18 protein-coding genes and 1 other RNA gene are annotated in these 19221 nt (G+C 59.3%); 8 read left to right on the top strand and 11 right to left on the bottom strand.

Annotated features, from left to right (window positions below):
* The first annotated feature begins 83 nt into the window (after positions 1 to 83).
* Together CKW21_RS11240 and CKW21_RS11235 are read left to right on the top strand one after the other, a co-directional pair.
* A complete protein-coding gene (locus CKW21_RS11240; protein ID WP_095194023.1) occupies positions 84 to 1034 on the top strand; it encodes an enoyl-CoA hydratase/isomerase family protein in 951 nt (316 codons plus the stop codon).
* 136 nt (positions 1035 to 1170) lie between these two features.
* Positions 1171 to 1890, top strand: coding sequence for a hypothetical protein (locus tag CKW21_RS11235; protein WP_095194022.1), 720 nt, complete (start codon positions 1171 to 1173; stop codon positions 1888 to 1890).
* A 31-nt stretch (positions 1891 to 1921) separates the two neighbouring features.
* Here CKW21_RS11235 and CKW21_RS11230 read toward each other — a convergent pair whose 3' ends face one another.
* Positions 1922 to 2299 carry a helix-turn-helix domain-containing protein gene (locus CKW21_RS11230; RefSeq protein ID WP_095194021.1) on the bottom strand — a complete coding sequence of 126 codons (378 nt, stop codon included), beginning with the start codon at positions 2297 to 2299 and terminating at the stop codon, positions 1922 to 1924.
* 90 nt (positions 2300 to 2389) lie between these two features.
* On the opposite strand from CKW21_RS11230, the gene CKW21_RS11225 reads away from it, so the two are divergent.
* Complete coding sequence (locus tag CKW21_RS11225; protein ID WP_095194020.1) at positions 2390 to 3547, top strand: alkene reductase; 1158 nt, start codon at positions 2390 to 2392, stop codon at positions 3545 to 3547.
* A 121-nt stretch (positions 3548 to 3668) separates the two neighbouring features.
* Here the strand turns inward: CKW21_RS11225 and ssrA are convergent.
* The 7 genes from ssrA to CKW21_RS11185 all read right to left on the bottom strand — a co-directional run bounded on the left by ssrA (position 3669) and on the right by CKW21_RS11185 (position 12280).
* Positions 3669 to 4065: a transfer-messenger RNA gene (ssrA, locus tag CKW21_RS11220) on the bottom strand.
* A 96-nt stretch (positions 4066 to 4161) separates the two neighbouring features.
* On the bottom strand, positions 4162 to 4437 hold the full coding sequence (locus tag CKW21_RS11215; protein ID WP_095194019.1) for a hypothetical protein: 276 nt from the start codon (positions 4435 to 4437) through the stop codon (positions 4162 to 4164).
* Between the two features lie 248 nt (positions 4438 to 4685).
* Positions 4686 to 7496, bottom strand: coding sequence for an FAD-binding and (Fe-S)-binding domain-containing protein (locus tag CKW21_RS11205; RefSeq protein ID WP_095194018.1), 2811 nt, complete (start codon positions 7494 to 7496; stop codon positions 4686 to 4688).
* Complete coding sequence (locus CKW21_RS11200; RefSeq protein WP_095194017.1) at positions 7493 to 8164, bottom strand: lactate utilization protein; 672 nt, start codon at positions 8162 to 8164, stop codon at positions 7493 to 7495. Before CKW21_RS11200 ends, CKW21_RS11205 begins: the two co-directional genes overlap by 4 nt.
* A complete protein-coding gene (locus tag CKW21_RS11195) occupies positions 8164 to 9618 on the bottom strand; it encodes a LutB/LldF family L-lactate oxidation iron-sulfur protein (RefSeq protein ID WP_095194016.1) in 1455 nt (484 codons plus the stop codon). Before CKW21_RS11195 ends, CKW21_RS11200 begins: the two co-directional genes overlap by 1 nt.
* Positions 9615 to 10439 carry a (Fe-S)-binding protein gene (locus CKW21_RS11190; RefSeq protein ID WP_095194015.1) on the bottom strand — a complete coding sequence of 275 codons (825 nt, stop codon included), beginning with the start codon at positions 10437 to 10439 and terminating at the stop codon, positions 9615 to 9617. Before CKW21_RS11190 ends, CKW21_RS11195 begins: the two co-directional genes overlap by 4 nt.
* Positions 10440 to 10585: 146 nt before the next feature.
* Positions 10586 to 12280 (bottom strand): lactate permease LctP family transporter, encoded by a 1695-nt coding sequence (locus CKW21_RS11185; RefSeq protein ID WP_095194014.1) that lies wholly within the window; start codon positions 12278 to 12280, stop codon positions 10586 to 10588.
* A 262-nt stretch (positions 12281 to 12542) separates the two neighbouring features.
* Here CKW21_RS11185 and CKW21_RS11180 point away from each other — a divergent pair, with 262 nt between their 5' ends.
* Positions 12543 to 13310: a GntR family transcriptional regulator gene (locus CKW21_RS11180; protein ID WP_095194013.1), complete on the top strand. Its 768-nt coding sequence runs from the start codon at positions 12543 to 12545 to the stop codon at positions 13308 to 13310.
* 171 nt (positions 13311 to 13481) lie between these two features.
* Here the strand turns inward: CKW21_RS11180 and smpB are convergent, their stop codons facing one another.
* On the bottom strand, positions 13482 to 13964 hold the full coding sequence (smpB, locus tag CKW21_RS11175; protein ID WP_090315874.1) for an SsrA-binding protein SmpB: 483 nt from the start codon (positions 13962 to 13964) through the stop codon (positions 13482 to 13484).
* 119 nt (positions 13965 to 14083) lie between these two features.
* Here smpB and CKW21_RS11170 point away from each other — a divergent pair, with 119 nt between their 5' ends.
* The 3 genes from CKW21_RS11170 to CKW21_RS11160 are packed head-to-tail and all read left to right on the top strand — an operon-like array spanning position 14084 to position 16236.
* Entirely contained in the window at positions 14084 to 15487 is a 1404-nt protein-coding gene (locus tag CKW21_RS11170; RefSeq protein WP_095194012.1) for a sodium-dependent transporter, read from the top strand.
* A 7-nt stretch (positions 15488 to 15494) separates the two neighbouring features.
* A complete protein-coding gene (locus tag CKW21_RS11165; RefSeq protein WP_095194011.1) occupies positions 15495 to 15929 on the top strand; it encodes a type II toxin-antitoxin system RatA family toxin in 435 nt (144 codons plus the stop codon).
* Positions 15922 to 16236 (top strand): RnfH family protein, encoded by a 315-nt coding sequence (locus CKW21_RS11160; protein ID WP_095194010.1) that lies wholly within the window; start codon positions 15922 to 15924, stop codon positions 16234 to 16236. Before CKW21_RS11165 ends, CKW21_RS11160 begins: the two co-directional genes overlap by 8 nt.
* Positions 16237 to 16294: 58 nt before the next feature.
* On the opposite strand, the gene CKW21_RS11155 is transcribed toward CKW21_RS11160, so the two are convergent.
* A complete protein-coding gene (locus CKW21_RS11155; protein ID WP_095194009.1) occupies positions 16295 to 16822 on the bottom strand; it encodes an outer membrane protein assembly factor BamE in 528 nt (175 codons plus the stop codon).
* A gap of 97 nt (positions 16823 to 16919) precedes the next feature.
* Between CKW21_RS11155 and fur the strand changes: the two genes are divergently transcribed.
* A complete protein-coding gene (gene fur / locus CKW21_RS11150) occupies positions 16920 to 17324 on the top strand; it encodes a ferric iron uptake transcriptional regulator (RefSeq protein ID WP_003197684.1) in 405 nt (134 codons plus the stop codon).
* 76 nt (positions 17325 to 17400) lie between these two features.
* Here fur and recN read toward each other — a convergent pair whose 3' ends face one another.
* The gene (recN, locus tag CKW21_RS11145) at positions 17401 to 19074 is read right to left on the bottom strand and encodes a DNA repair protein RecN (protein WP_095194008.1); all 1674 of its coding nucleotides are present in this window, start codon (positions 19072 to 19074) and stop codon (positions 17401 to 17403) included.
* Between the last annotated feature and the right edge of the window lie 147 nt (positions 19075 to 19221).

Here is a 19221-nt window from a genome sequence, read left to right as displayed (position 1 = left end):
TCACGCTCCGCGCAGCAGGCAGGCCGCAATGACTGCTCAACGGGAATCCACATGCCACCAGGCAATCCTCTGGAGAAGTTCCCATGAGATTTCAGTTGCTCACGGCTGCATTGATTTTCGCCAGCACAGCGATGACGGACACAGCGCTCGCAGGCCAGACAGCCCCTTCATCCGCCGACAAGGCATCCTCCACCAGCGCGGTCAAACAGGAAATCAAGCTCACGCGGGTCACGCCCGAGTACTGGCGGGTGACGTTCCACAATCCGCCGTACAACATCTATGGCCCGGAAACCATGCCGCAGTTGAACGAAGTGGTCACGGCCATCGAGTCCGATCCGAAACTGGTGGTCGTGGTATTCGACAGCGATGTGCCGGACTTCTTTTTGACCCACTATGACTTCGTGCCGCCGCTGACCGATACCACCAGCCTGCCCAACGGCCCGACCGGCCTGCCGCCGCTGCCCGACATGCTGGTGCGGCTGAGCAAGGCGCCGGTGGTCTCGATCGTGTCGATTCGCGGACGCGCCACCGGCGTCGGCAGCGAACTGGCCCTGGCCAGCGACATGCGTTTTGCCAGCCGCGAGAAAGCCATCCTGTCACAATGGGAAATCGGCGCCGCGCTGGTACCGGGAGGCGGCCCCATGGCTCGCCTGCCACGGCTGATGGGACGCGGGCGGGCGCTGGAAGTGTTGCTGACCGGCAACGACATCAATGGCGAACTCGCCGAGCGTTATGGTTACGTCAACCGCGCGCTGCCCGACGCCGAACTCGACAAGTTCGTCGACACCATGGCCCGACGCATCGCCCGCTTCGACAAACAATCGATTGCCGACATCAAGCGCCTGGTCGATGCCGCCAGCCTGCCGCCCAACGAAGCCATCGCCAGCGAGTGGGAAGGCTTCATCGGCTCGGTGCAACGGCCGGCGGCGCAGGCGCGGATCAAGCAGTTGATGGAGCTTGGCCTGCAGAAGAAAGCGGATGTCGAGAAACGCCTGGCCCACTACACCGGTATGCTGGGCGAGCCGTCGAAGTAAGGTGGTCGGCCCCTGTAGGAGCGAGCTGGCTCGCGATGGTCGTGAACGATAACGCGTGAAACCAGACACCCAACGGCGCCCTCAGGTTTTTCGCGAGCGAACTCGCTCCTACACAAAGCATTGCGGAGTACGAACGATGATCGAATTGCTGCAAAAGGTGCTCGATGCCCATGGCGGTCTGGAGCGCTGGAGCCGTTTCACCACACTCAACGCCACCATCGTGACGGGGGGCGAGTTGTGGGGGATCAAGAGCGTGTCACAAGACACCGTGCCCCGGGAAATGACCGTCAGCCTGCACCAGCAACGCGCCTCGGTGACACCGTTCGGCAAACCCGACTGGCGCACGGTATTCAGGGCCGACTACATCTCCATCGAAACCACCCAGGGTGAAATCGTCCGCGAGCGTTCGAACCCGCGCGAGGCATTCGCCGGGCATGTCATGGACACCCCCTGGGACCCGTTGCATCGCGCGTACTTCAGCGGATACGCCATGTGGACGTACCTGACGACACCGTTCTTCATGGCGATGCCGGGCTTCAGCGTCAATGAAATTACGCCCTGGCAGGAAGGCCAGGAGCGCTGGCGTGGATTGCGAGTGGAGTTTGCGCAAGACATTGCCAGTCACAGTCGCTATCAGGACTTTTACTTCGATGACGATTTTCTGCTGCGCCGTCACGACTATCACGTCGACGTGGCGGGTGGGTTTGCTGCCGCTCAATACGTGAGCGATTACGTTGAAGCCCAAGGCTTTCGTTTTCCGACCCGGCGTAGAGCCTACCTGCGGGGCGCGGATTTGCAGCCCATGCGTGAACGCTTGATGGTGTCGATAGACTTGAGTGACTTTCGCCTGAGTTGAGGTGCTTTGGTTGGCCAAGGCTGAATGGGCGTCAGTTGTTGCGATCTCGAACCACGGCATCGCAGGGCACCAGCCTATGGACCTCGTCGAGTTCCCTGGCGTGATGGATTCCCCATTCAATCAGCGACTCCAGGAGGGGGCGCAGGCTTTCGCCAAGCGGGGTAAGCAGGTATTCGATCCCCTGACGATCCTTGGCGCTGGGTTGCCGGCTCACCATTCCATGTTCCTCGAGCGCTCGCAGTTGCTCGATCAACACTTTCTGTGAAATGCCTGCAATGCGCTTCTCCAGATCGCAGGTGCGATGCGGGCCGTCCAGCAGCACATGAAGGATGACCGCCTTCCAGCGCCCGGAGAGGACAGCCAGGGTGCGCTCGACCGGCAAGCCCGGCAGTCTATTGATTGTCTTCATTTGCCACCACTGACAAAACGGTGTGTAGATGGGCGCGACTGACGAAAAGTACGCTTTCCTTCCGATCAAAACCGATCCGAAGGAAGTCCCATGATAGACCTGTTTGAATCTCGGTTGCTTGGCGGCACCGTTGTGCTGAAGAACCGCATTGTCATGGCCCCCATGACACGCACGCGGACGTCCGAGGGTGACATCCCGAATGAATTGATGGCCACCTATTACGGGCAACGGGCCAGTGCCGGCCTGATCGTCGCCGAGGCGACCGATGTTGCACCGTCCAGTAACGGCTACGCACTGACACCCGGCATCTACACGCAAGCCCAGCAGCAGGGCTGGCGTTTGGTGACCGATCAGGTTCACCGCAATGGCGGCACAATATTTTTGCAACTCTGGCACGTCGGCCGGATGGCCCATCCATCGCTCATGCCGAACGGCGAAGCGCCATGGGGAGTGACCGAGGAAAGGTCCGAGTCGCAGGTGTTTGCCCACGGCCCGGATGGCAAGTTGGACTTTATCGCCGCCGGTAAACCGAGACGCCTGAGGACGGAGGAAGTGATGGCGTTGGTCAGCACTTTTTCCCGGAACTGCGTCAATGCTCGGGAGGCTGGATTTGATGGTGTCGAAATCCACGGCGCCAACGGTTACCTGTTCGAGCAGTTCATGAACTCGGTGCTCAATACGCGCACCGATTGCTATGGGGGAGGCAGCGTAGAAAACCGTACACGGTTCCTGATGGAAGTCGTTGAAGCGGCGGTGCGTGAACTGGGTCCCGGGCGTGTGGGTGTCCGCCTGTCTCCGTTCGGCAAGTTCAACGGTATTGCGGCAGACCCGCTGACCGAGGAAACCCTGCTGTACGTTGCCGAGCGTCTGGGGCGTCTCGGCGTCGCCTATCTGCACCTGGTCTACGAGCTGATGCCTGAGGCGAACATGGAAATTGCCGAGTTCAAATCACACCACCTCGACCACACGCTGCTGGCCAAGGTGCGAGCGGCGTTTGCAGGTGCAATCATCTGGTGCGGTGGCTTTACTGGTCGCCAGAGCGCCCAGGACGCACTCGACACCGGCTTAGTGGACCTGATCGCCTTCGGCAGACCCTATATCGCCAACCCGGATCTGGCTGCGCGTCTCAAGCACGGCTGGCCGCTGGCCGAAGCGGACCGATCAACGTATTACACCCGACGTGGTGAGGTGGGTTACACGGACTTTCCTGCCTATCCGATGGTGAGTGCTGCATACGGCACGGCCTGACCGGGAGGGGTGTGCAGGCGCTTGATGCCGGCTGGTGGTTGCCCTGTCGGTCGCTGAAAACTTGATTTCACTGAATTCCAGGCACAAAAAAAGACGTCCGTGGACGTCTTTTTTGTTGAGTTGGTGGAGCCGGGGGGATTTGAACCCCCGTCCGCCAGTACTCCGCTGTCGGTACTACATGCGTAGCCGTGTCTATTAAGTTAACCCTCAGCGACCCGACGGGCAGGGTGCTTTGGGCGAGTTGTGTAAGTTTTAGCCGCTTCGTCCACAACGTACTGCACGGCGATTCTGTTCTATATGACAATCACTTTGGGTTTACAGACATCCCCTGGTGATTGCTGGACCCGAAGGTACCAGAAGCTCAGGGCTAAGGCTGCTTACGCAGCGAGAGCGAATTCCTGGCCGTAGTTTTCGTCATTGGCAACTATAAGTAGTTGCAACAGTGGATTTACGAGTTCTGTTACCAACTCGGCATGCACCTAAAGTTTCGCAACCGGCGTCGAATCCTAAACGGCCCCGAACTCATTGCTCGCAAATCATGGTGAGCAACAAGCCTGTACAGTCTACGTCAATGTGGCCCGGAAGGCCAACCCGAAGGTTGGCCTTGTCTCGCATCAGTTCCGGGTAGGGTTTCGGATCTGCATTTTGGTGATCATGCCGGAGGTGATTTCGATGCAATCCTTGTCGTTACCGGCCGCCTGGGCCGCCTTGGATTTTTCCAGCGCATCTTTGACGGTGTTCAGGGAGGTTTCAGGTATGGACGGTGCGCTGTCCACGAAGTCGCTTATTTGTTGAATGTTCGCCGCACAAAGATCCTTGTCTGCCGCGAATACGGGCGATGCCAGCAGTGCCGCAGTGATAAACAATCCAGCAATTGCAGAGTGCTTCATGGGTATCTCCTTGCGCATGAGGGCTCGGTGCTGCCGGTGAATGGGGCCGCTGGCCGAGGGGGTTATAAGCCCGTTCGCAGGGCCTAATCAAATGACTATAGCCGCGCGCAGGAATTCGGTTTTTTTTTGCAGCAGCGCAAGGGGTTGTAGGAGCGAGCTTGCTCGCGAAGGATTCAAGAGCGACGCGTTTATTCAGAAAGCACGCGTTATCGTTGACTTCCATCGCGAGCAAGCTCGCTCCACAGTTTTTACGCAGTGCGCGCTTGCGTCACGCGATCCACCAGATAGACCAGCCCGTGATAATCGATCCCGCCATGCTGGCTGAGGCCGATTTCACAGGTTCGGCTGGTGGAAATGCCTTCACTGCAGTACTGCACCGCGTCTTTCAAGGTGCGCAGCGAATGGGCGTTCAGCTCCGGCGTGGTGAACCCCTTGTCGCCGGCAAACCCGCAGCAGTGAATGCCTTCGGGGATGACCACGTTTTTACTGCACTTGCGCGCCAGATCGATCAACGCCTGGCTTTCCCCCAGGTGCTGGGTGCTGCAGGTGACGTGCACCGCGATGGGTGTGTCCTGTGGCGTGAAGTCCAGGCGATCCATCAGGTGCGTGCGAATGAAACGCACCGGGTCGTACAGGTCCAGGCGCACATCGCCGAGGTCCTGGGTCAGGCGCAAGGTGCAGGGGCTGGTGTCGCAGTAGATCGGATCGAGCCCGCCACGGCTGGCGTGGAGCAGGGCGCCGATCAGTTCCTGGCGTTTGTGTTCGGCCTGTTCGGCGTAACCCTTTGAGGCAAACGGCTGGCCGCAGCAGAGATTGTCCAGATTGTCTGGAAAGACCACCTGATACCCGGCTTTTTCCAGCAGACCGCGGGTTTTGTCGTACAGCGACATTTGTTCCTTGTCCCCGGCTGACGGACCCATGGCGCGTGAAACGCACGCAGCCAGGTACACCACGCGCGGGCGCTCGTCCGTCAGTGCCGGGCTGAAGCGGATCGCCCGTTCAGGCTGCGGCATGGCGTTGGTCCACTGCGGGATTTGCCCTTTGGACAGGCGGGTCACCGCTGCGGAAAGTTTGGCCAGTCGCGGTGCGCCCAGCAACATCCGCGCACCGTTGGCCACGTGGAGGGTGAAACGTGCGCCTTGCAACGCCGTGGCGAAATTTCCTTCAAGCCAGTTGGCAGTTTTCGTATGGGTGGCGTGCTGGCCGCGAAGCTTTTTCACCAGCTCGCCGGTATTGATGCCTACCGGGCAGCGTTGCGCGCAAAGGCCGGTGGCGGCACAGGTATCGATACCCTGGTATTCATAGGCTGCTTCGAGTTCCCGGGTATCGACCCCGGCTCGCTTCTTCGCCTGGATGTCACGCCAGATCACAATGCGCTGGCGCGGGCTCAGGGTCAGGCCTTTCGAGGGGCAGACGGGTTCACAGAAGCCGCACTCGATGCACTTGTCCACGATCTCGTCGGCGGCCGGCAATGGCTTGAGATGCTTGAGGTGGATCTGCGGATCGTCGCTGAGCACCACGTCCGGGTTGAGAATGCCATTGGGATCGAGCAGGCGTTTGAGTTGCCACATCAGCTGGTAGGCATCGCTGCCCCATTCCAGTTCGACAAACGGCGCCATGTTGCGCCCGGTGCCGTGTTCAGCCTTGAGCGAGCCGCCAAACTCCACCGCGACCAACTGCGCCACGTCATCCATGAACGCCTGGTAGCGTGCGACTTCTTCCGGGTTGTTGAAGCCTTGGGTGAAGACGAAGTGCAGATTGCCTTCCAGTGCGTGTCCGAAAAGGATCGCTTCGTCGTAATGATGTTTGTCGAACAATTCGATCAGGCGGTTCACGCCGATCGCCAGTTGTTCCACCGGGAAGGTCACGTCCTCGATGATCACCGTGGTACCGGTTTTGCGCACCGCGCCGACGGCGGGGAAGGTGTCCTTGCGGATCGCCCAGAGGCGGGCGTTTTCCAGCGGATCTTCGGTGAAGTCGACTTGCTTCTCCACCGGGAACGACGCCAATGACGTCATGATCTGTGCCAGTTGCTCTTGCAGCAAGGTGGACGATGCCGCGCGGGATTCGATCAGCAAGGCGCAAGCATTATTCGACAGGTGCTGTACGAAAGCGGGCATGCCGGGTTTGTTCTGCACCGAACGCAGGCTGCGCCGGTCCAGCAGTTCCACAGCTGACACCGGTTGGCTTTTCAGCACGGTGACCGCATTGCAGCAGGTTTCCACGTTCGGGAAGACGATCAGCGCCGAGGCCTTGTTCGGGTGGTCGATCACGGTGTCGTAGGTCACCGCGCTGATGAAGCCCAGGGTGCCTTCGGAACCCACCAGCAGGTGGCTCAAGATATCGACAGGCTCGTCGTAATCCACCAGGGCGTTGAGTGACAGGCCGGTGGTATTTTTCAGACGGTATTTGTGGCGGATTTTTGCCGCGAGTTCGGTGTTGGCGCGGGTCTCGCGACCCAAGGTTGCCAGGTGCTCCAGCAATGTTGCATGGCTTTGACGAAACGCAGCCACGCTGGCGGCATCTTCGGTGTCGAGACGGCTGCCATCGGCCAATACCAGGCGAATGCCGGCCAGGGTGTGATAGGTGTTTTGCGCGGTACCGCAGCACATGCCGCTGGCATTGTTGGCGACGATGCCGCCGATTTTGCAGGCATTGATCGACGCCGGGTCCGGGCCGATCTTGCGTCCGAACGGTGCCAGCCAGGCATTGGCCTGAGCGCCGATTACGCCGGGCTGCAGGCGAATTTGCGTGCCCTGGCCACGGATCTCGCGACCGTTCCAGTTATCCCCAAGGACGATCAACACCGAATCACTGATGGCCTGGCCGGACAGACTGGTGCCGGCGGCGCGGAAGGTCACCGGAACCTGATCGCGCTGAGCCAGTTGCAGCAGCGCTACCACTTCATCTTCAGACTCGACGCGAATTACCAGTTGCGGAATCAGCCGATAGAAACTGGCGTCAGTGCCGAACGCCAGGGTCGACAGCGGATCGTCGAAGCGCCGTTCATGGGGAATCAATTGCTGCGCATCGCGCAGGAAAGCGGCCGGTAGACTCATTGGTCCTCCAGGATCAACACCACCAGGTCCTTCGGACCGTGGGCACCGTAGGCCAGGACCTGCTCGATATCGGCGGTCTTCGATGGGCCGGACACCAGCAGCGCATTGGTCGGCATGCCTTGAGCCCACTCGAATTCCTGCTGCACCTGATAGAAGTTATCACGGATCTCGCTGGCCTTGAGCAGGGCGAAATGCACCGGTGGCGCCAGGCTCATCAAGCGCGGTTCTTCCCGCGTGGGCCAAAGGATCAGGCTACCTGTCGCCGCGATTGCGCCCAAGGTGCCGGTCAGGCTCGCCGGGGTGTCGTTGAACAGTTCGGCTTTCCATTCTTCCACAGGACGGTCGTAGGCCTTGAGTGTCGGCAGCTGCGGATTTTTCTCCCAGTGCTCGGTGACACGTTGGCCGTGAGTTGTGGTCGGCGAGATCAACAGGCTCGGCAGCTGACGATCCAGCAGCAACTTCGCCAGCAAGGCGGGCCAGTCTTCACCCGAGGTCAGATGGATTTCCGTGTGCACCGCTTCCATCAGTTTGCGCAGTTGCGGGATGCGTTGCTCCGGGGTGTAGGTGTAAGGCTCTGTCACCAAACCGACATTGAAGTTGTCAGCCACGGGTGTGGTGCCTGTCAGACTTTTGCGCAGTTTGCCCAGGATATTTTGCTTGGCGCTCATCAACGATCTCCCTGTTTGGCCAGATGTTCGCGAGCCATGTCATGCAGTGAACGGGCAGCGGGTTTCGGTGCGCTATGATTCTGCGTCCACGGGCCGACATTGCTCGGCGTGAGTGCACGCAGCCGCGTGGCGAAGAAACCGAACAGGCGATACAGCGTCGGTGAGCTGTTGAGCCTGGCCCAGGCGTTCCAGATGAACCGTTCCTTGCGCGAGTATTTGCTGCCCTGGCCGCGCATCGCTTGATGCGGGCTATCGGGCGCTTTGACATTCTCTTCGCGCAGACGCCGCAACAAGGACGGGATCGGAATCTTGACCGGGCACACCTCACCGCAAGCTCCGCACAACGAAGAGGCGCTGGGGTGGTCCGGGACTTTCGCCAGGCCGACCATGTGCGGGGTGATGATTTTTCCGATAGGGCCGGGGTAAACCTCACCGTAGGCATGGCCACCGATTCGGGTATAGACCGGGCAATGATTCATACAGGCGCCGCAGCGGATGCAGTTCAGGGTCTGGCGCAATTCGCTGTCGGCAAACGCCTGGCTGCGACCGTTATCCAGCAGGACCAGGTGCACTTCCTGTGGGCCGTCCAGTTCATGTTCCTTGCGCGGGCCGGAGATCATGTTGACGTAGGTGGTGATCGGAATGCCGAGTGCTGAACGGGTCAGCAGCGACAACAGCGGCACCACGTCGCGCAGGTTTTCCACGACTTTTTCGATACCGGTGACGGCGATGTGCACCGGTGGCACCGTGGTCGTCATGCGACCGTTGCCTTCGTTCTCAACCAGCAGCAAGGTGCCGGTTTCGGCCACGGCGAAGTTGACGCCGGAGACGCCGATGTCCGCTTCGAAGAATTTCTGCCGCAGGACCCTGCGACCGATCTGAATGAGTTGGTCAACGTCCTTGGTGTATTCCACGCCAAGTTTGTCGTGGAACAAGGACGCGACCTGGCCGGCGTTCTTGTGGATTGCCGGCATGATTATGTGTGAAGGCTTCTCGTGGTCGAGCTGGACGATGTACTCGCCCATGTCCGATTCCAGGCATTCAATGCCCTGTTCAGCGAGGACATGGTTCATCTCCATCTCTTCGCTGACCATCGATTTGCCCTTGATCACTTGCCGCCCCTCGTGAGCGCGGATGATCGAGAGGACGATGCCATTGGCCTCGTCCACCGTTTCCGCCCAGTGCACTGTCACACCGTTGCGGGTCAGGTTCTGTTCAAGTTGCTCGAGCAGGTCGGGCAACTTCGATAAAGCGCGGGCGCGGACCGCATTGCCCAGCGCTCGCAGGTGTTCTCTTTCATGGGCATCGCTGAAAGCCGTTGCCCGTTTTGTCATCAGTGAATCCATCGCCTTGCGAAAGTTGTTTCGCAATTGCGCATCACCCAGTGCGTCGTGAGCCCGGGTGCGGAAATCTTCTTCTACGGCGACCGTAGGAATAATCGCGGAAGCGTTCATTGTGCGCCTCCGGTTCGCTGCCAGAGGAAACTGGCCAGGTGTTGGCCACGCAACGCTTCTTGCTGTTTCTCCAGCGAGCCATTGATGTTCATCAGGCAACCGCAGTCGGCACTGAGTACCTTGTGTGCGCCGGATTCCTTCAACGACCGGGTCTTGTCAGCCACCATCGCCCCGGAGATATCTGGCATACGGACGCTGAAAGTCCCACCGAAGCCACAGCATTCGCTTTCATGGCTATGGTTGACTCGTTCTACATTGCTCAATTGCGCCAGCAATTCGCGGCCATGCAAATGAGTGTTCATTTCGCGACGTGCCGAACACGAGGTGTGCAACGCCACTTTCACAGGCGTGCCGCTGTCCTTGAGCTGCACCTTGCAGACAAACAGCAGGAACTCGGCCAGTTCATAGGTTCTGGCTGCCAATGCCTGAACCTGTTTCAACGTTTGCGGCTCGTCCTTGAACAGGTCGGCATAGTGCTCACGCAACATGCCGGCGCAGGAACCGGACGGCACCACCACCGGATAGTCCCCGGCGAACAGCGCCAGTTGCGAGCGCGCGACGGTCCTGGCCTGCTCGGTGTAACCCGAGGTGTAGGCCGGCTGACCGCAGCAGCTTTGCCCTTGCGGGTACTCGACACGGATGCCTTCGCGCTCGAGCAAGTGGATCGCATCCATACCAGCTTCCGGGTAGAACAAGTCCACTACGCAGGTCCCGAACAGGTACACCCGTTGCGGTTTCTCGCTGGGGTATTGCCGAGGCTCGGGCAGTGGCGGGGCGACACGGGTCGCATTCGGCACAGCGTTGTAAAAAAGCTCGCTCATCAGGCGTGTCTCTCGGCCGGTTATCCGTCCGCTGAGGCTGCTGAATATAGAGAAAGATGCTTTCAGCAGCCTTACAGACCGGGTTGTGAATAGCTGACGCCGGAGTCGTGGTCCGGCGTCGGTTTTTTCTATGCGGCGGGTAGTACTCAGTGCACCAGCATGCCGGTGAACCAGTAGGCCTGAGCCAGGGTGATCAGGCCGACGATGGTTGCAAAGAACAGGCTGTGCTTGAGCGTGAAGCGGAACAGATCCGATTCCTTGCCCACCAGGCCGGTCGCGGCGCAGGCCACGGCGATCGATTGTGGCGAGATCATCTTGCCGGTCACGCCGCCGCTGGTGTTAGCCGCCACCAGCAAGGTGTCGTTGACACCGATCTGATGTGCAGTGGTCGCTTGCAACGAGCCGAACAGTGCGTTGGACGAGGTGTCGGAACCGGTCAGGAACACGCCCAGCCAGCCAAGGAACGGCGAGAAGAACGGGAAGGCTGCGCCAGTGCCGGCCAACACCAGGGCCATGGTCGACGACATGCCCGAGAAGTTGGTGACGAAGGCGAAAGCCAACACCATGCCGATGGACAGAATCGGCCAGCGCAGTTCGTAGAAGGTCTCTTTCAAAGTGGTCAGACCAGTTCTGAGGTTGATCTTCAGAACCAGCATCGAAATCAATGCCGAGAAGAAAATCGCCGTACCGGTCGCGGAAATCGGGTCAAGCTTGAACACGGCCGGGATGGCGGTCGGATTGGCCACGATCGGTGCGACTTTGATCACCATCTGGTCCAGGTGCGGAATGGCGAAGTTGAACACCCAGCTGTACATGGAGCCGCCGGCGGCAAACATGGCCTTGAACGGCTTCAGGGTCCAGATGGTGACCAATACGGTGAGGATCAGGAACGGCGACCAGGCCTTGATGATTTCCCCCAGGCTGTAAGGCGAAGCCACGGTCGTGCGCTTCTGGCCGAAACCACCGGTACTGGCGCTCACCACAGAGGCGGATACGGCGCCGACGATGTGTTGGCCGGCGGCGCGTTTCGGCTGCCAGACTTTCAGGAACAGTGTCAGGGAAACCAGGCTGGCCAGGGCCGAAGTAATGTCCGGCAGTTCCGGGCCGATGAAGTTCGAGGTGAAGTACTGGGTCACGGCAAAGCTCAAACCGGCGACCAATGCAGCAGGCCAGGTTTCGCGCACGCCACGCAGGCCATCCATCATGAACACCAGCCAGAACGGCACGAACAACGACAGCAGCGGCAGTTGACGGCCGGTCATGGCGCCGATCTTGAACGCGTCGATGCCTGTCACTTGCCCGGCAACGATGATCGGAATGCCCAGGGCGCCGAAGGCCACCGGCGCGGTGTTCGCGATCAGGCACAGGCCTGCGGCGTACAGCGGGTTGAAGCCCAGCCCTACCAGCAACGCGGCGGTAATCGCTACCGGCGCGCCGAAACCGGCTGCACCTTCGAGGAAGGCGCCGAAGCAAAAGCCGATCAGCAGCACTTGCAGACGTTGGTCGTCGGTAATCGACAGCACCGAGCTGCGGATCACTTCGAACTGGCCGCTCTTGACCGTCAGTTTGTAGAGGAATACGGCGGCGACGATGATCCAGGCGATCGGCCACAGACCGTAAGCGAAGCCATATCCCGCGGCGGCGAATGCCATGTCGACCGGCATCTGGAAGGCAAAGATTGCCACCAAAATCGACAAGGCCAGGGTGATGCTGCCGGCCACGTGCCCTTTGAGGCGGAACACGGCCAGGGCCAGAAAGAAAAACACGATGGGGATGACGGCTGCGAGCGCGGATAAACCGAGGCTGCCGAGTGGGCTGTAGAGCTGTTGCCAAGTTTGCATATGGGGTGGCCCCTAATTGTTGTTGGTCAGGCACTGATCAGCGTTCTTGGATAATTGGTAAGACCAATTTACAATCGCTGTTGGCTAGGGTAAAAGCCTTGTAGGCGGTGTGTCAATTTGCCGCCCTAAAACTTTTGTCGAATGCGTGATCCATCAGGGCGTTCGGGCCTGAGGGTTAAATGCTTGGCAACAGGTGCCGACACGGCGCGAATGGGCCAGAATAGAGGCCCGGCGAGCCGTCGGGTCGTGGAGAAATCGAGTTATGGGGTTTGATCAGATTCGTCAGCGCCGTTTGTCTGACGATATTGTCGAGCAGCTGGAGGGCATGATCCTCGAAGGCACGCTGAAGGCCGGAGAGCGTCTGCCGGCCGAACGGGCATTGGCCGAGCAGTTCGGTGTGTCACGCCCTTCGTTGCGCGAAGCCATTCAGAAACTGGTCGCCAAGGGTTTGCTGGTCAGTCGCCAGGGTGGCGGCAACTATGTGGTGGAGTCCCTGGGCACGACCTTCAGTGATCCACTGCTGCAATTGCTGGAAAGCAATCCCGAGGCTCAGCGTGATCTGTTGGAATTTCGCCATACGCTGGAAGCGTCCTGCGCTTACTACGCCGCCTTACGTGCCACGGATGTTGATCGCGAGCGACTGACTGCGGCATTCAATGAGTTGCAGGACTGTTATTCGCGGCACGATGAGGTCAGTCGGGCGGAAGAAGGCGCGGCGGATGCAAAATTCCATCTGGCGATTGCCGAGGCGAGCCACAACGCGGTGCTGCTGCACACCATTCGCGGCTTGTTCGACCTGCTCAAGCGCAACGTGGTCACCAACATTGGCGGCATGTACAAACAGCGCACTGAAACCCGCGACATGCTGATCACGCAGCACCGGGAATTGTATCTGGCGATTATCGAAGGCAGGGCGGAGTACGCGCGGGAAGTCTCCAGTCGCCACATTCTGTATGTGCAGGAAGTGCTGGAAGAAGTGCGTCAGGAAGTGCAGCGCGTGGCCCGGGCGGAGCGGCGCAAGGGGATGTAGAGGTATTCTGTGGCGAGGGAGCTTGCTCCCGCTGGGGCGCGGAGCGGCCCCTTTTACCAGCCACTACACTTCTAGATACAGAGCGTATTTGCCAGATTGCGGCTGCTTCGCAGCCGAGCGGGAGCAAGCTCCCTCGCCACAGTAGTCGCGGTCAGGCCAGAAGATCGAATATCAGTCTTCCTTACCCTTGTTCCGCACCGCACGCTGCAGCTCGCGACCGGCATCGCGTTCGCGCTCGGTATCACGCTTGTCGTATTCCTTCTTGCCCTTGCCCAGAGCGATTTCGCACTTGACCATGTGCTTGCTCCAGTACCAGGACAGGCACACGCAGGCGTAACCTTTTTGCTGTACGGCTGCGGACAGCTTATCCAGCTCGCGGCGGTTGAGCAGCAATTTACGGGTGCGGGTCGGATCGGCAATGACGTGGGTGCTGGCGGTCGTCAGCGGCGTGATGTGGCTGCCGAGCAGCCAGGCTTCGCCGTCCTTGAGCAGTACGTAACTGTCAACCAGTTGCAGCTTGCTTGCCCGCAAACTTTTTACTTCCCAGCCGGCCAGGACCAGACCAGCCTCGAACCGATGTTCGATGAAGTAATCGTGTCGCGCCTTTTTATTTTGCGCGATGGTCCCTGTGGGGTGTTTCTTCTGTTTAGCCATAGGGGCGGCATTATAGGGAGTTGCAAGCGAGTCGGCTACGGTGATGCTGCGTGCTTGAGCAGGTTGATTGAATCCCGGACAATGCGCGCTCTTTTTTTGAACGCTCGGTCGTAATATTGATGTCGACAGACAAGGTTTCTGTCCACGGCAGTTGGGCTAGCCGCTGGGTTTTCATACTCGCCGCGACCGGTTCTGCCGTGGGACTGGGCAGCATCTGGAAATTTCCGTACATGGTCGGCGTCTATGGTGGCGGCGCCTTCGTGTTGATGTTCCTGGCCTGTATCGCGCTGATCGGTATCCCGGTCATGTTGGCAGAAACCCTGATCGGTCGGCGGGCGCGGCAAAGTCCGGCCAACGCCTTGAAGGTGCTGGCGCTGGAAGCGGGGCATTCGGCGAAATGGTCCTGGGGGGCCTTCGCCGGGATGATCACGGCGTTGCTGATCCTGTCTTTCTACAGTGTGGTTGGCGGCTGGTCGCTCGATTACATCATCGACATGGGGCGTGGCGACTTTCAGGGGGCGACACCCGATCAGGTGGGTGCGTACTTTGGTAATGTCATTGCCGACCCGTGGCGCCTGACACTTTGGCACACGATTTTCATGCTGCTGTCGGCGGTTGTGATCGCCAGGGGCGTGGTTGCCGGGCTGGAGCGCAGCTTGCGCATCATGATGCCGTTGCTGTTTGTGATGGTGATTGTGTTGCTGGGGTACAGCATGACCACCGGGCATTTCATGGAGGGCGTGCATTTCATGTTCGACTTCCATCCGGAAAAAGTCCTTGACGGTCTGTTGCCGGCCATGGGGCACGCGTTCTTTTCCCTGAGCGTGGGCGTTGGTTCGATCATGATCTACGGCGCTTACATGCCGAAGAGTTCGTCTATTTCCGGGACAATCGTTGGCGTGGCGCTGCTCGACACTTTTGTTTCCCTGGTGGCCGGCCTGGCACTGTTCCCGATCGTGTTCGCCGCGGGTCTGAACCCGAGCGAAGGTCCCGGGCTGATGTTTGTCAGCCTGCCGTTTGCCTTCGGTAACGTAGCGTTCGGTCAGTTGATGGGCGTAGTGTTCTTTGTGTTGGTGGCGATTGCGGCCTGGAGTTCGGCGATCTCGTTGCTCGAGCCGATGGTGGCGTACCTGGTCGAACGGACAAAAATCAGCCGCGCCTGGGTGACCTTCTGGCTGGCATTCACCTGCTGGTTTGTCGGCCTGGGCACGGTGTTTTCGTTCAATATCTGGAAGCAGGCCAAGTTTTTCGTGAACGAAGGCGGTTCGTTCCACCTCTACCAATGGGGAGCGGCGAGCGGCCTGGATTTCTTCGGTGTGATCGATTTCTTCACTTCGCGGATCATGTTGCCACTCGGTGGTTTGTGTTTCGTGGTGTTCGCGGGCTGGGTGATGAACCGGGAGGTGGTGCGCGACGAATTGTCGATCCGCAACCCTGCGTTGTTCGCCCTGTCTTTGTTCTTGATGCGCTATGTGGCGCCCATCGGCATTCTTGTAGTGTTTGCCGCCCAGCTGTGGAAATGACGCTGACATGACGACACACATTTCACGTTCGGCTTTGTTGCCGTACCCGGCGCAAGCCCTATTTGACCTGGTCAACGACGTGGCGCGATACCCTGAGTTCCTGCCGTGGTGTTCATCTGCCGAAGTGCTGGAAAGCTCGCCCGAGCATATGCGAGCCAGCGTCGGTGTGGCGAAGGGAGGGCTCAGCCAGCATTTCGTGACGCGTAATACCCTGGTTCCCGGGAAGTCGATCGAGATGAACCTCGAAGAAGGCCCGTTCACTCAGCTGCATGGCATTTGGGTATTCAAGGCTTTGACTGAAAAGGCCTGCAAGATCAGCCTGGACCTGTCGTTTGATTACGCCGGTCCCATTGTTCGCGCGACCTTGGGGCCGTTGTTCAATCAGGCGGCCAACACGTTGGTGGATGCGTTCTGTCAGCGGGCCAAGCAAATACATGGTTGAGGCAGTGATCGAGGTCGAAGTGGTCTATGCCGCTGTTGATCGGCAGGTGCTTTTGTCGGTGAAGGTACCGCCAGGAACAAGCATTCGGGCGGCGTTGCTGCAATCCGGGATTGGCCAATCGTTTCCGGAGCTGGATTTGGCCACATGTCCCGTTGGGATCTTCGGCAAGGTGATCGTCGATCCCGGCAACCGTCCCGTCCAGTCTGGGGATCGAATCGAGATTTACCGGCCTTTGCTGGCGGATCCGAAGGAAGTTCGTCGGTTGCGTGCAGCCAAAGCGGCCGAAGCCAAGGCCCGGAATCAGTGAGTGTTACGGCCAGACAATAAAAAACCCGGACATGCCGGGTTTTTTATTGCGTCGCAAATTATTGCGGCGAGGTGTCCAGTGGTTCTGGAGTTGGAACCGGAACAGTTTCTACACCGTCCACTTCCTTCTGGATCTGATCCAGCAACGAACCTGGCTTGACCGGTTTTTCCGGTTTCGGCTTCTCGACGTTTTCAGCTGGCGCGGTCACGGTAGTGCCACTGTCCTTGCCGAGAATGGCCTCGTCACGGCTCACGCCTGGCATGAAATCACCAGAGAGGCTGACAAGTTGATCATTTGGGTTGAAGATAACGCTAATGCGTTCCTGTTGGCGTTCACCGCCCCCTGGTTGCAGGCTGTACAGGTAATCCCAGCGATCGGCATGGAACGTGTCGGTCAACAGAGGGTTGCCCATGATAAACCTTACTTGCTTACGGGTCATTCCCGGGCGTAACTGGTCTATCATGTCCTGCGTGACGACATTGCCCTGCTGGATGTCGATTTTGTAAACCCCGGGGAATGAACAACCGGCGAGTGCGAGCAGTCCCACAAAGGTGAAACTGGTTAGCAAGAGCTTGGTGTTTTGCATCGGTGGGCGACTTCCACTATCTTGGCTGGGACAACGTAAACGCCGATCATACCCGCATTAAGAGAAGCTGCGAAGCAGCATCGCGAGAAAGCTGACCATGGTTGAAAATAGCGAACTACGCAAAGCCGGCCTCAAAGTGACCCTGCCACGGGTCAAGATTCTGCAAATGCTCGATTCCGCCGAGCAACGCCACATGAGTGCCGAGGATGTCTACAAGGCACTGATGGAGGCTGGCGAGGACGTCGGTCTGGCCACGGTTTACCGTGTACTGACTCAGTTCGAGGCAGCTGGCCTTGTGGTGCGGCACAACTTCGACGGGGGCCATGCGGTCTTCGAGCTGGACGACGGCAAGCATCACGACCATATGGTCAACGTCGAGACCAGTGAAGTGATCGAATTCTTCGACGAAGAAATCGAGCGCCTGCAGAAAGCAATCGTCGACAAGTATGGCTTCGAGATGGTTGATCACAATCTGGTGCTGTACGTGCGCAAGAAAAAGTAAGCATGTCGCGCGAACGCAAGGTTCGCGAAACGAACGAAGGCGACCCCAGGGTCGCCTTCGTGCTTTCTGCATCGACTTAGGCTTTTGCAGCAACCACCATTTTTTTGGCGTGAGCCAGGGATTCCTTGGTGAGATCGATGCCGCCCAGCATCCGAGCCACCTCTTCGACACGGTCATTCTTGCTTAGTTTTGAGACGGCAGTACGGGTGGCATCTTCACCTCGTACTTTGTGCACAAACAAGTGCTGATGACCCTGCGCTGCTACTTGTGGCAAGTGAGTCACGGTCAGAACCTGCCCGCGCTCTCCGAGCCGACGCAACAACTGGCCGACGATCTCGGCCGTCGGGCCGCCAATGCCCACGTCCACTTCGTCGAACACCAGGGTCGGCACGCGAGAGGTTTGTGCGGTGATCACCTGGATGGCCAGGCTGATCCGTGACAGCTCGCCGCCGGATGCGACTTTCGCCAGGGCCTTCAATGGCTGCCCTGGGTTGGCGCTGACCAGCAGCTCGACCTGCTCGAGCCCGTTAGGCAGCAGTTCGTCTCCGCTGTTGGGGCGCAGTTCGATGGTGAAGCGCCCCCCAGGCATCCCCAGGCGCTGGATTTCCTGTTCCACTGCGCTGGCCAGGCTGGTGGAGGCCTGGTGACGCAAATCGCTCAGTTCGCGGGCCTTTTCCTGGTAGTGGCGGGCGTAGGACGACAGCTCGTCGCTCAGGCGCTCGATGGATTCGTCGTTGGCGTTCAGGGTTTCGATTTCATCCAGCAGCTTTTGTTGCATCTCGGCGACTTCGGTCGGCTGAATGCGATGTTTGCGCGCCAGGGTGTAAATCGAGTCGAGGCGCTCCTCCAGATATTGAAGGCGCGATGGATCGGCGTCGAAGTTGTCGAGGAAGCGATTCAGCTCGCCTACCGCTTCTTCTACCTGGATCTGCGCACTGGTCAGCAGGCTGCTGGCCTCACCCAGCGCGCCGATCGAGTTGTTCACGCTCGAAAGACGGTTGAGGCTGGCGGTCAGGGCGTTCAGCACGTTGCCGGAATCACTTTCGCTGCATTGCTCGACCACTTGCCGGCAGATGCCCAGAAGGGTTTCGGCATTGGTCAGGTTCTTGTGTTCCTGCTCCAGCTGCTCCAGTTCGTTGTCCCCCAGGCCCAGGTTTTCCAGCTCTTCGAGCTGATAGCTGAGCAGTTGGTGGCGGGCGCGCTGTTCGTCGCCCGAGTTGGAGAGCCGCTCCAGTTCCTGGCGGGTCTGGCGCCAGCGTTGGGCAGCCAGCTGTACCTGGCGGGCAAGGTCGGTCGCACCGGCGTACTCGTCGAGCAGGCGGCGGTGGGTGTCGGTCTTGAGCAGGGATTGGTGTTCGTGCTGGCTGTGGATATCGATCAGCAGTTCGCCCAGCGCCTTGAGGTCGCCCAAGGGACAGGGGGTGCCGTTTATATAGCCGCGCGAGCGTCCTTCGGCGGTAATGACCCGGCGCAGGATGCACGGGCCATCGTTCTCGAGGTCGCGTTCGGCCAGCCAGGCGCTGGCTTCCGGGATGTCGACCAGGTCGAAGGTCGCCAGGATGTCGGCCTTGTCTGCGCCGGGTCGAACCACGCCGCTGTCTGCGCGATCGCCAAGGGTCAGGCCGAGCGCGTCGAGCATGATCGACTTGCCGGCGCCGGTTTCGCCTGTGATCACGCTCATCCCGCGATCGAGTTCGAGATCGAGATGTTCAACGATGGCGTAGTTGTGTACGGACAGGTGCACCAGCATAAAGGCCGCTCCCAGGCATTAGGTCTGGTTATTTATACAGTGTTTTGTTTCAGGCTGACAATGCCCCTCGTTAGCTCGATTCGCTTGATCCGACGAAATCCTTAGTGCGTCCTGGAATGACAATGCAGGTGTTTTTTGTAGGGTTAA

The sequence above is a fragment of the Pseudomonas sp. Irchel 3A7 genome, assembly GCF_900187565.1.
GTDB lineage: Bacteria > Pseudomonadota > Gammaproteobacteria > Pseudomonadales > Pseudomonadaceae > Aquipseudomonas.
Note: the sequence above shows the minus strand (reverse complement) of the source record. Positions and strands in the feature narration are given on the sequence as shown.

What these genes read in the sequence shown, in the direction of transcription:
- smpB (WP_090315874.1), bottom strand. Translation starts at nt 13,964, where the DNA reads ATGGCTAAACAGAAGAAACACCCCACAGGGACCATCGCGCAAAATAAA.
- CKW21_RS11180 (WP_095194013.1), top strand. Translation starts at nt 12,543, where the DNA reads ATGGGGTTTGATCAGATTCGTCAGCGCCGTTTGTCTGACGATATTGTC.
- recN (WP_095194008.1), bottom strand. Translation starts at nt 19,074, where the DNA reads ATGCTGGTGCACCTGTCCGTACACAACTACGCCATCGTTGAACATCTC.
- CKW21_RS11215 (WP_095194019.1), bottom strand. Translation starts at nt 4,437, where the DNA reads ATGAAGCACTCTGCAATTGCTGGATTGTTTATCACTGCGGCACTGCTG.
- CKW21_RS11170 (WP_095194012.1), top strand. Translation starts at nt 14,084, where the DNA reads ATGTCGACAGACAAGGTTTCTGTCCACGGCAGTTGGGCTAGCCGCTGG.
- CKW21_RS11205 (WP_095194018.1), bottom strand. Translation starts at nt 7,496, where the DNA reads ATGAGTCTACCGGCCGCTTTCCTGCGCGATGCGCAGCAATTGATTCCC.
- CKW21_RS11160 (WP_095194010.1), top strand. Translation starts at nt 15,922, where the DNA reads ATGGTTGAGGCAGTGATCGAGGTCGAAGTGGTCTATGCCGCTGTTGAT.
- CKW21_RS11185 (WP_095194014.1), bottom strand. Translation starts at nt 12,280, where the DNA reads ATGCAAACTTGGCAACAGCTCTACAGCCCACTCGGCAGCCTCGGTTTA.
- fur (WP_003197684.1), top strand. Translation starts at nt 16,920, where the DNA reads ATGGTTGAAAATAGCGAACTACGCAAAGCCGGCCTCAAAGTGACCCTG.
- CKW21_RS11230 (WP_095194021.1), bottom strand. Translation starts at nt 2,299, where the DNA reads ATGAAGACAATCAATAGACTGCCGGGCTTGCCGGTCGAGCGCACCCTG.
- CKW21_RS11190 (WP_095194015.1), bottom strand. Translation starts at nt 10,439, where the DNA reads ATGAGCGAGCTTTTTTACAACGCTGTGCCGAATGCGACCCGTGTCGCC.
- CKW21_RS11195 (WP_095194016.1), bottom strand. Translation starts at nt 9,618, where the DNA reads ATGAACGCTTCCGCGATTATTCCTACGGTCGCCGTAGAAGAAGATTTC.
- CKW21_RS11225 (WP_095194020.1), top strand. Translation starts at nt 2,390, where the DNA reads ATGATAGACCTGTTTGAATCTCGGTTGCTTGGCGGCACCGTTGTGCTG.
- CKW21_RS11155 (WP_095194009.1), bottom strand. Translation starts at nt 16,822, where the DNA reads ATGCAAAACACCAAGCTCTTGCTAACCAGTTTCACCTTTGTGGGACTG.
- CKW21_RS11235 (WP_095194022.1), top strand. Translation starts at nt 1,171, where the DNA reads ATGATCGAATTGCTGCAAAAGGTGCTCGATGCCCATGGCGGTCTGGAG.
- CKW21_RS11165 (WP_095194011.1), top strand. Translation starts at nt 15,495, where the DNA reads ATGACGACACACATTTCACGTTCGGCTTTGTTGCCGTACCCGGCGCAA.
- CKW21_RS11200 (WP_095194017.1), bottom strand. Translation starts at nt 8,164, where the DNA reads ATGAGCGCCAAGCAAAATATCCTGGGCAAACTGCGCAAAAGTCTGACA.
- CKW21_RS11240 (WP_095194023.1), top strand. Translation starts at nt 84, where the DNA reads ATGAGATTTCAGTTGCTCACGGCTGCATTGATTTTCGCCAGCACAGCG.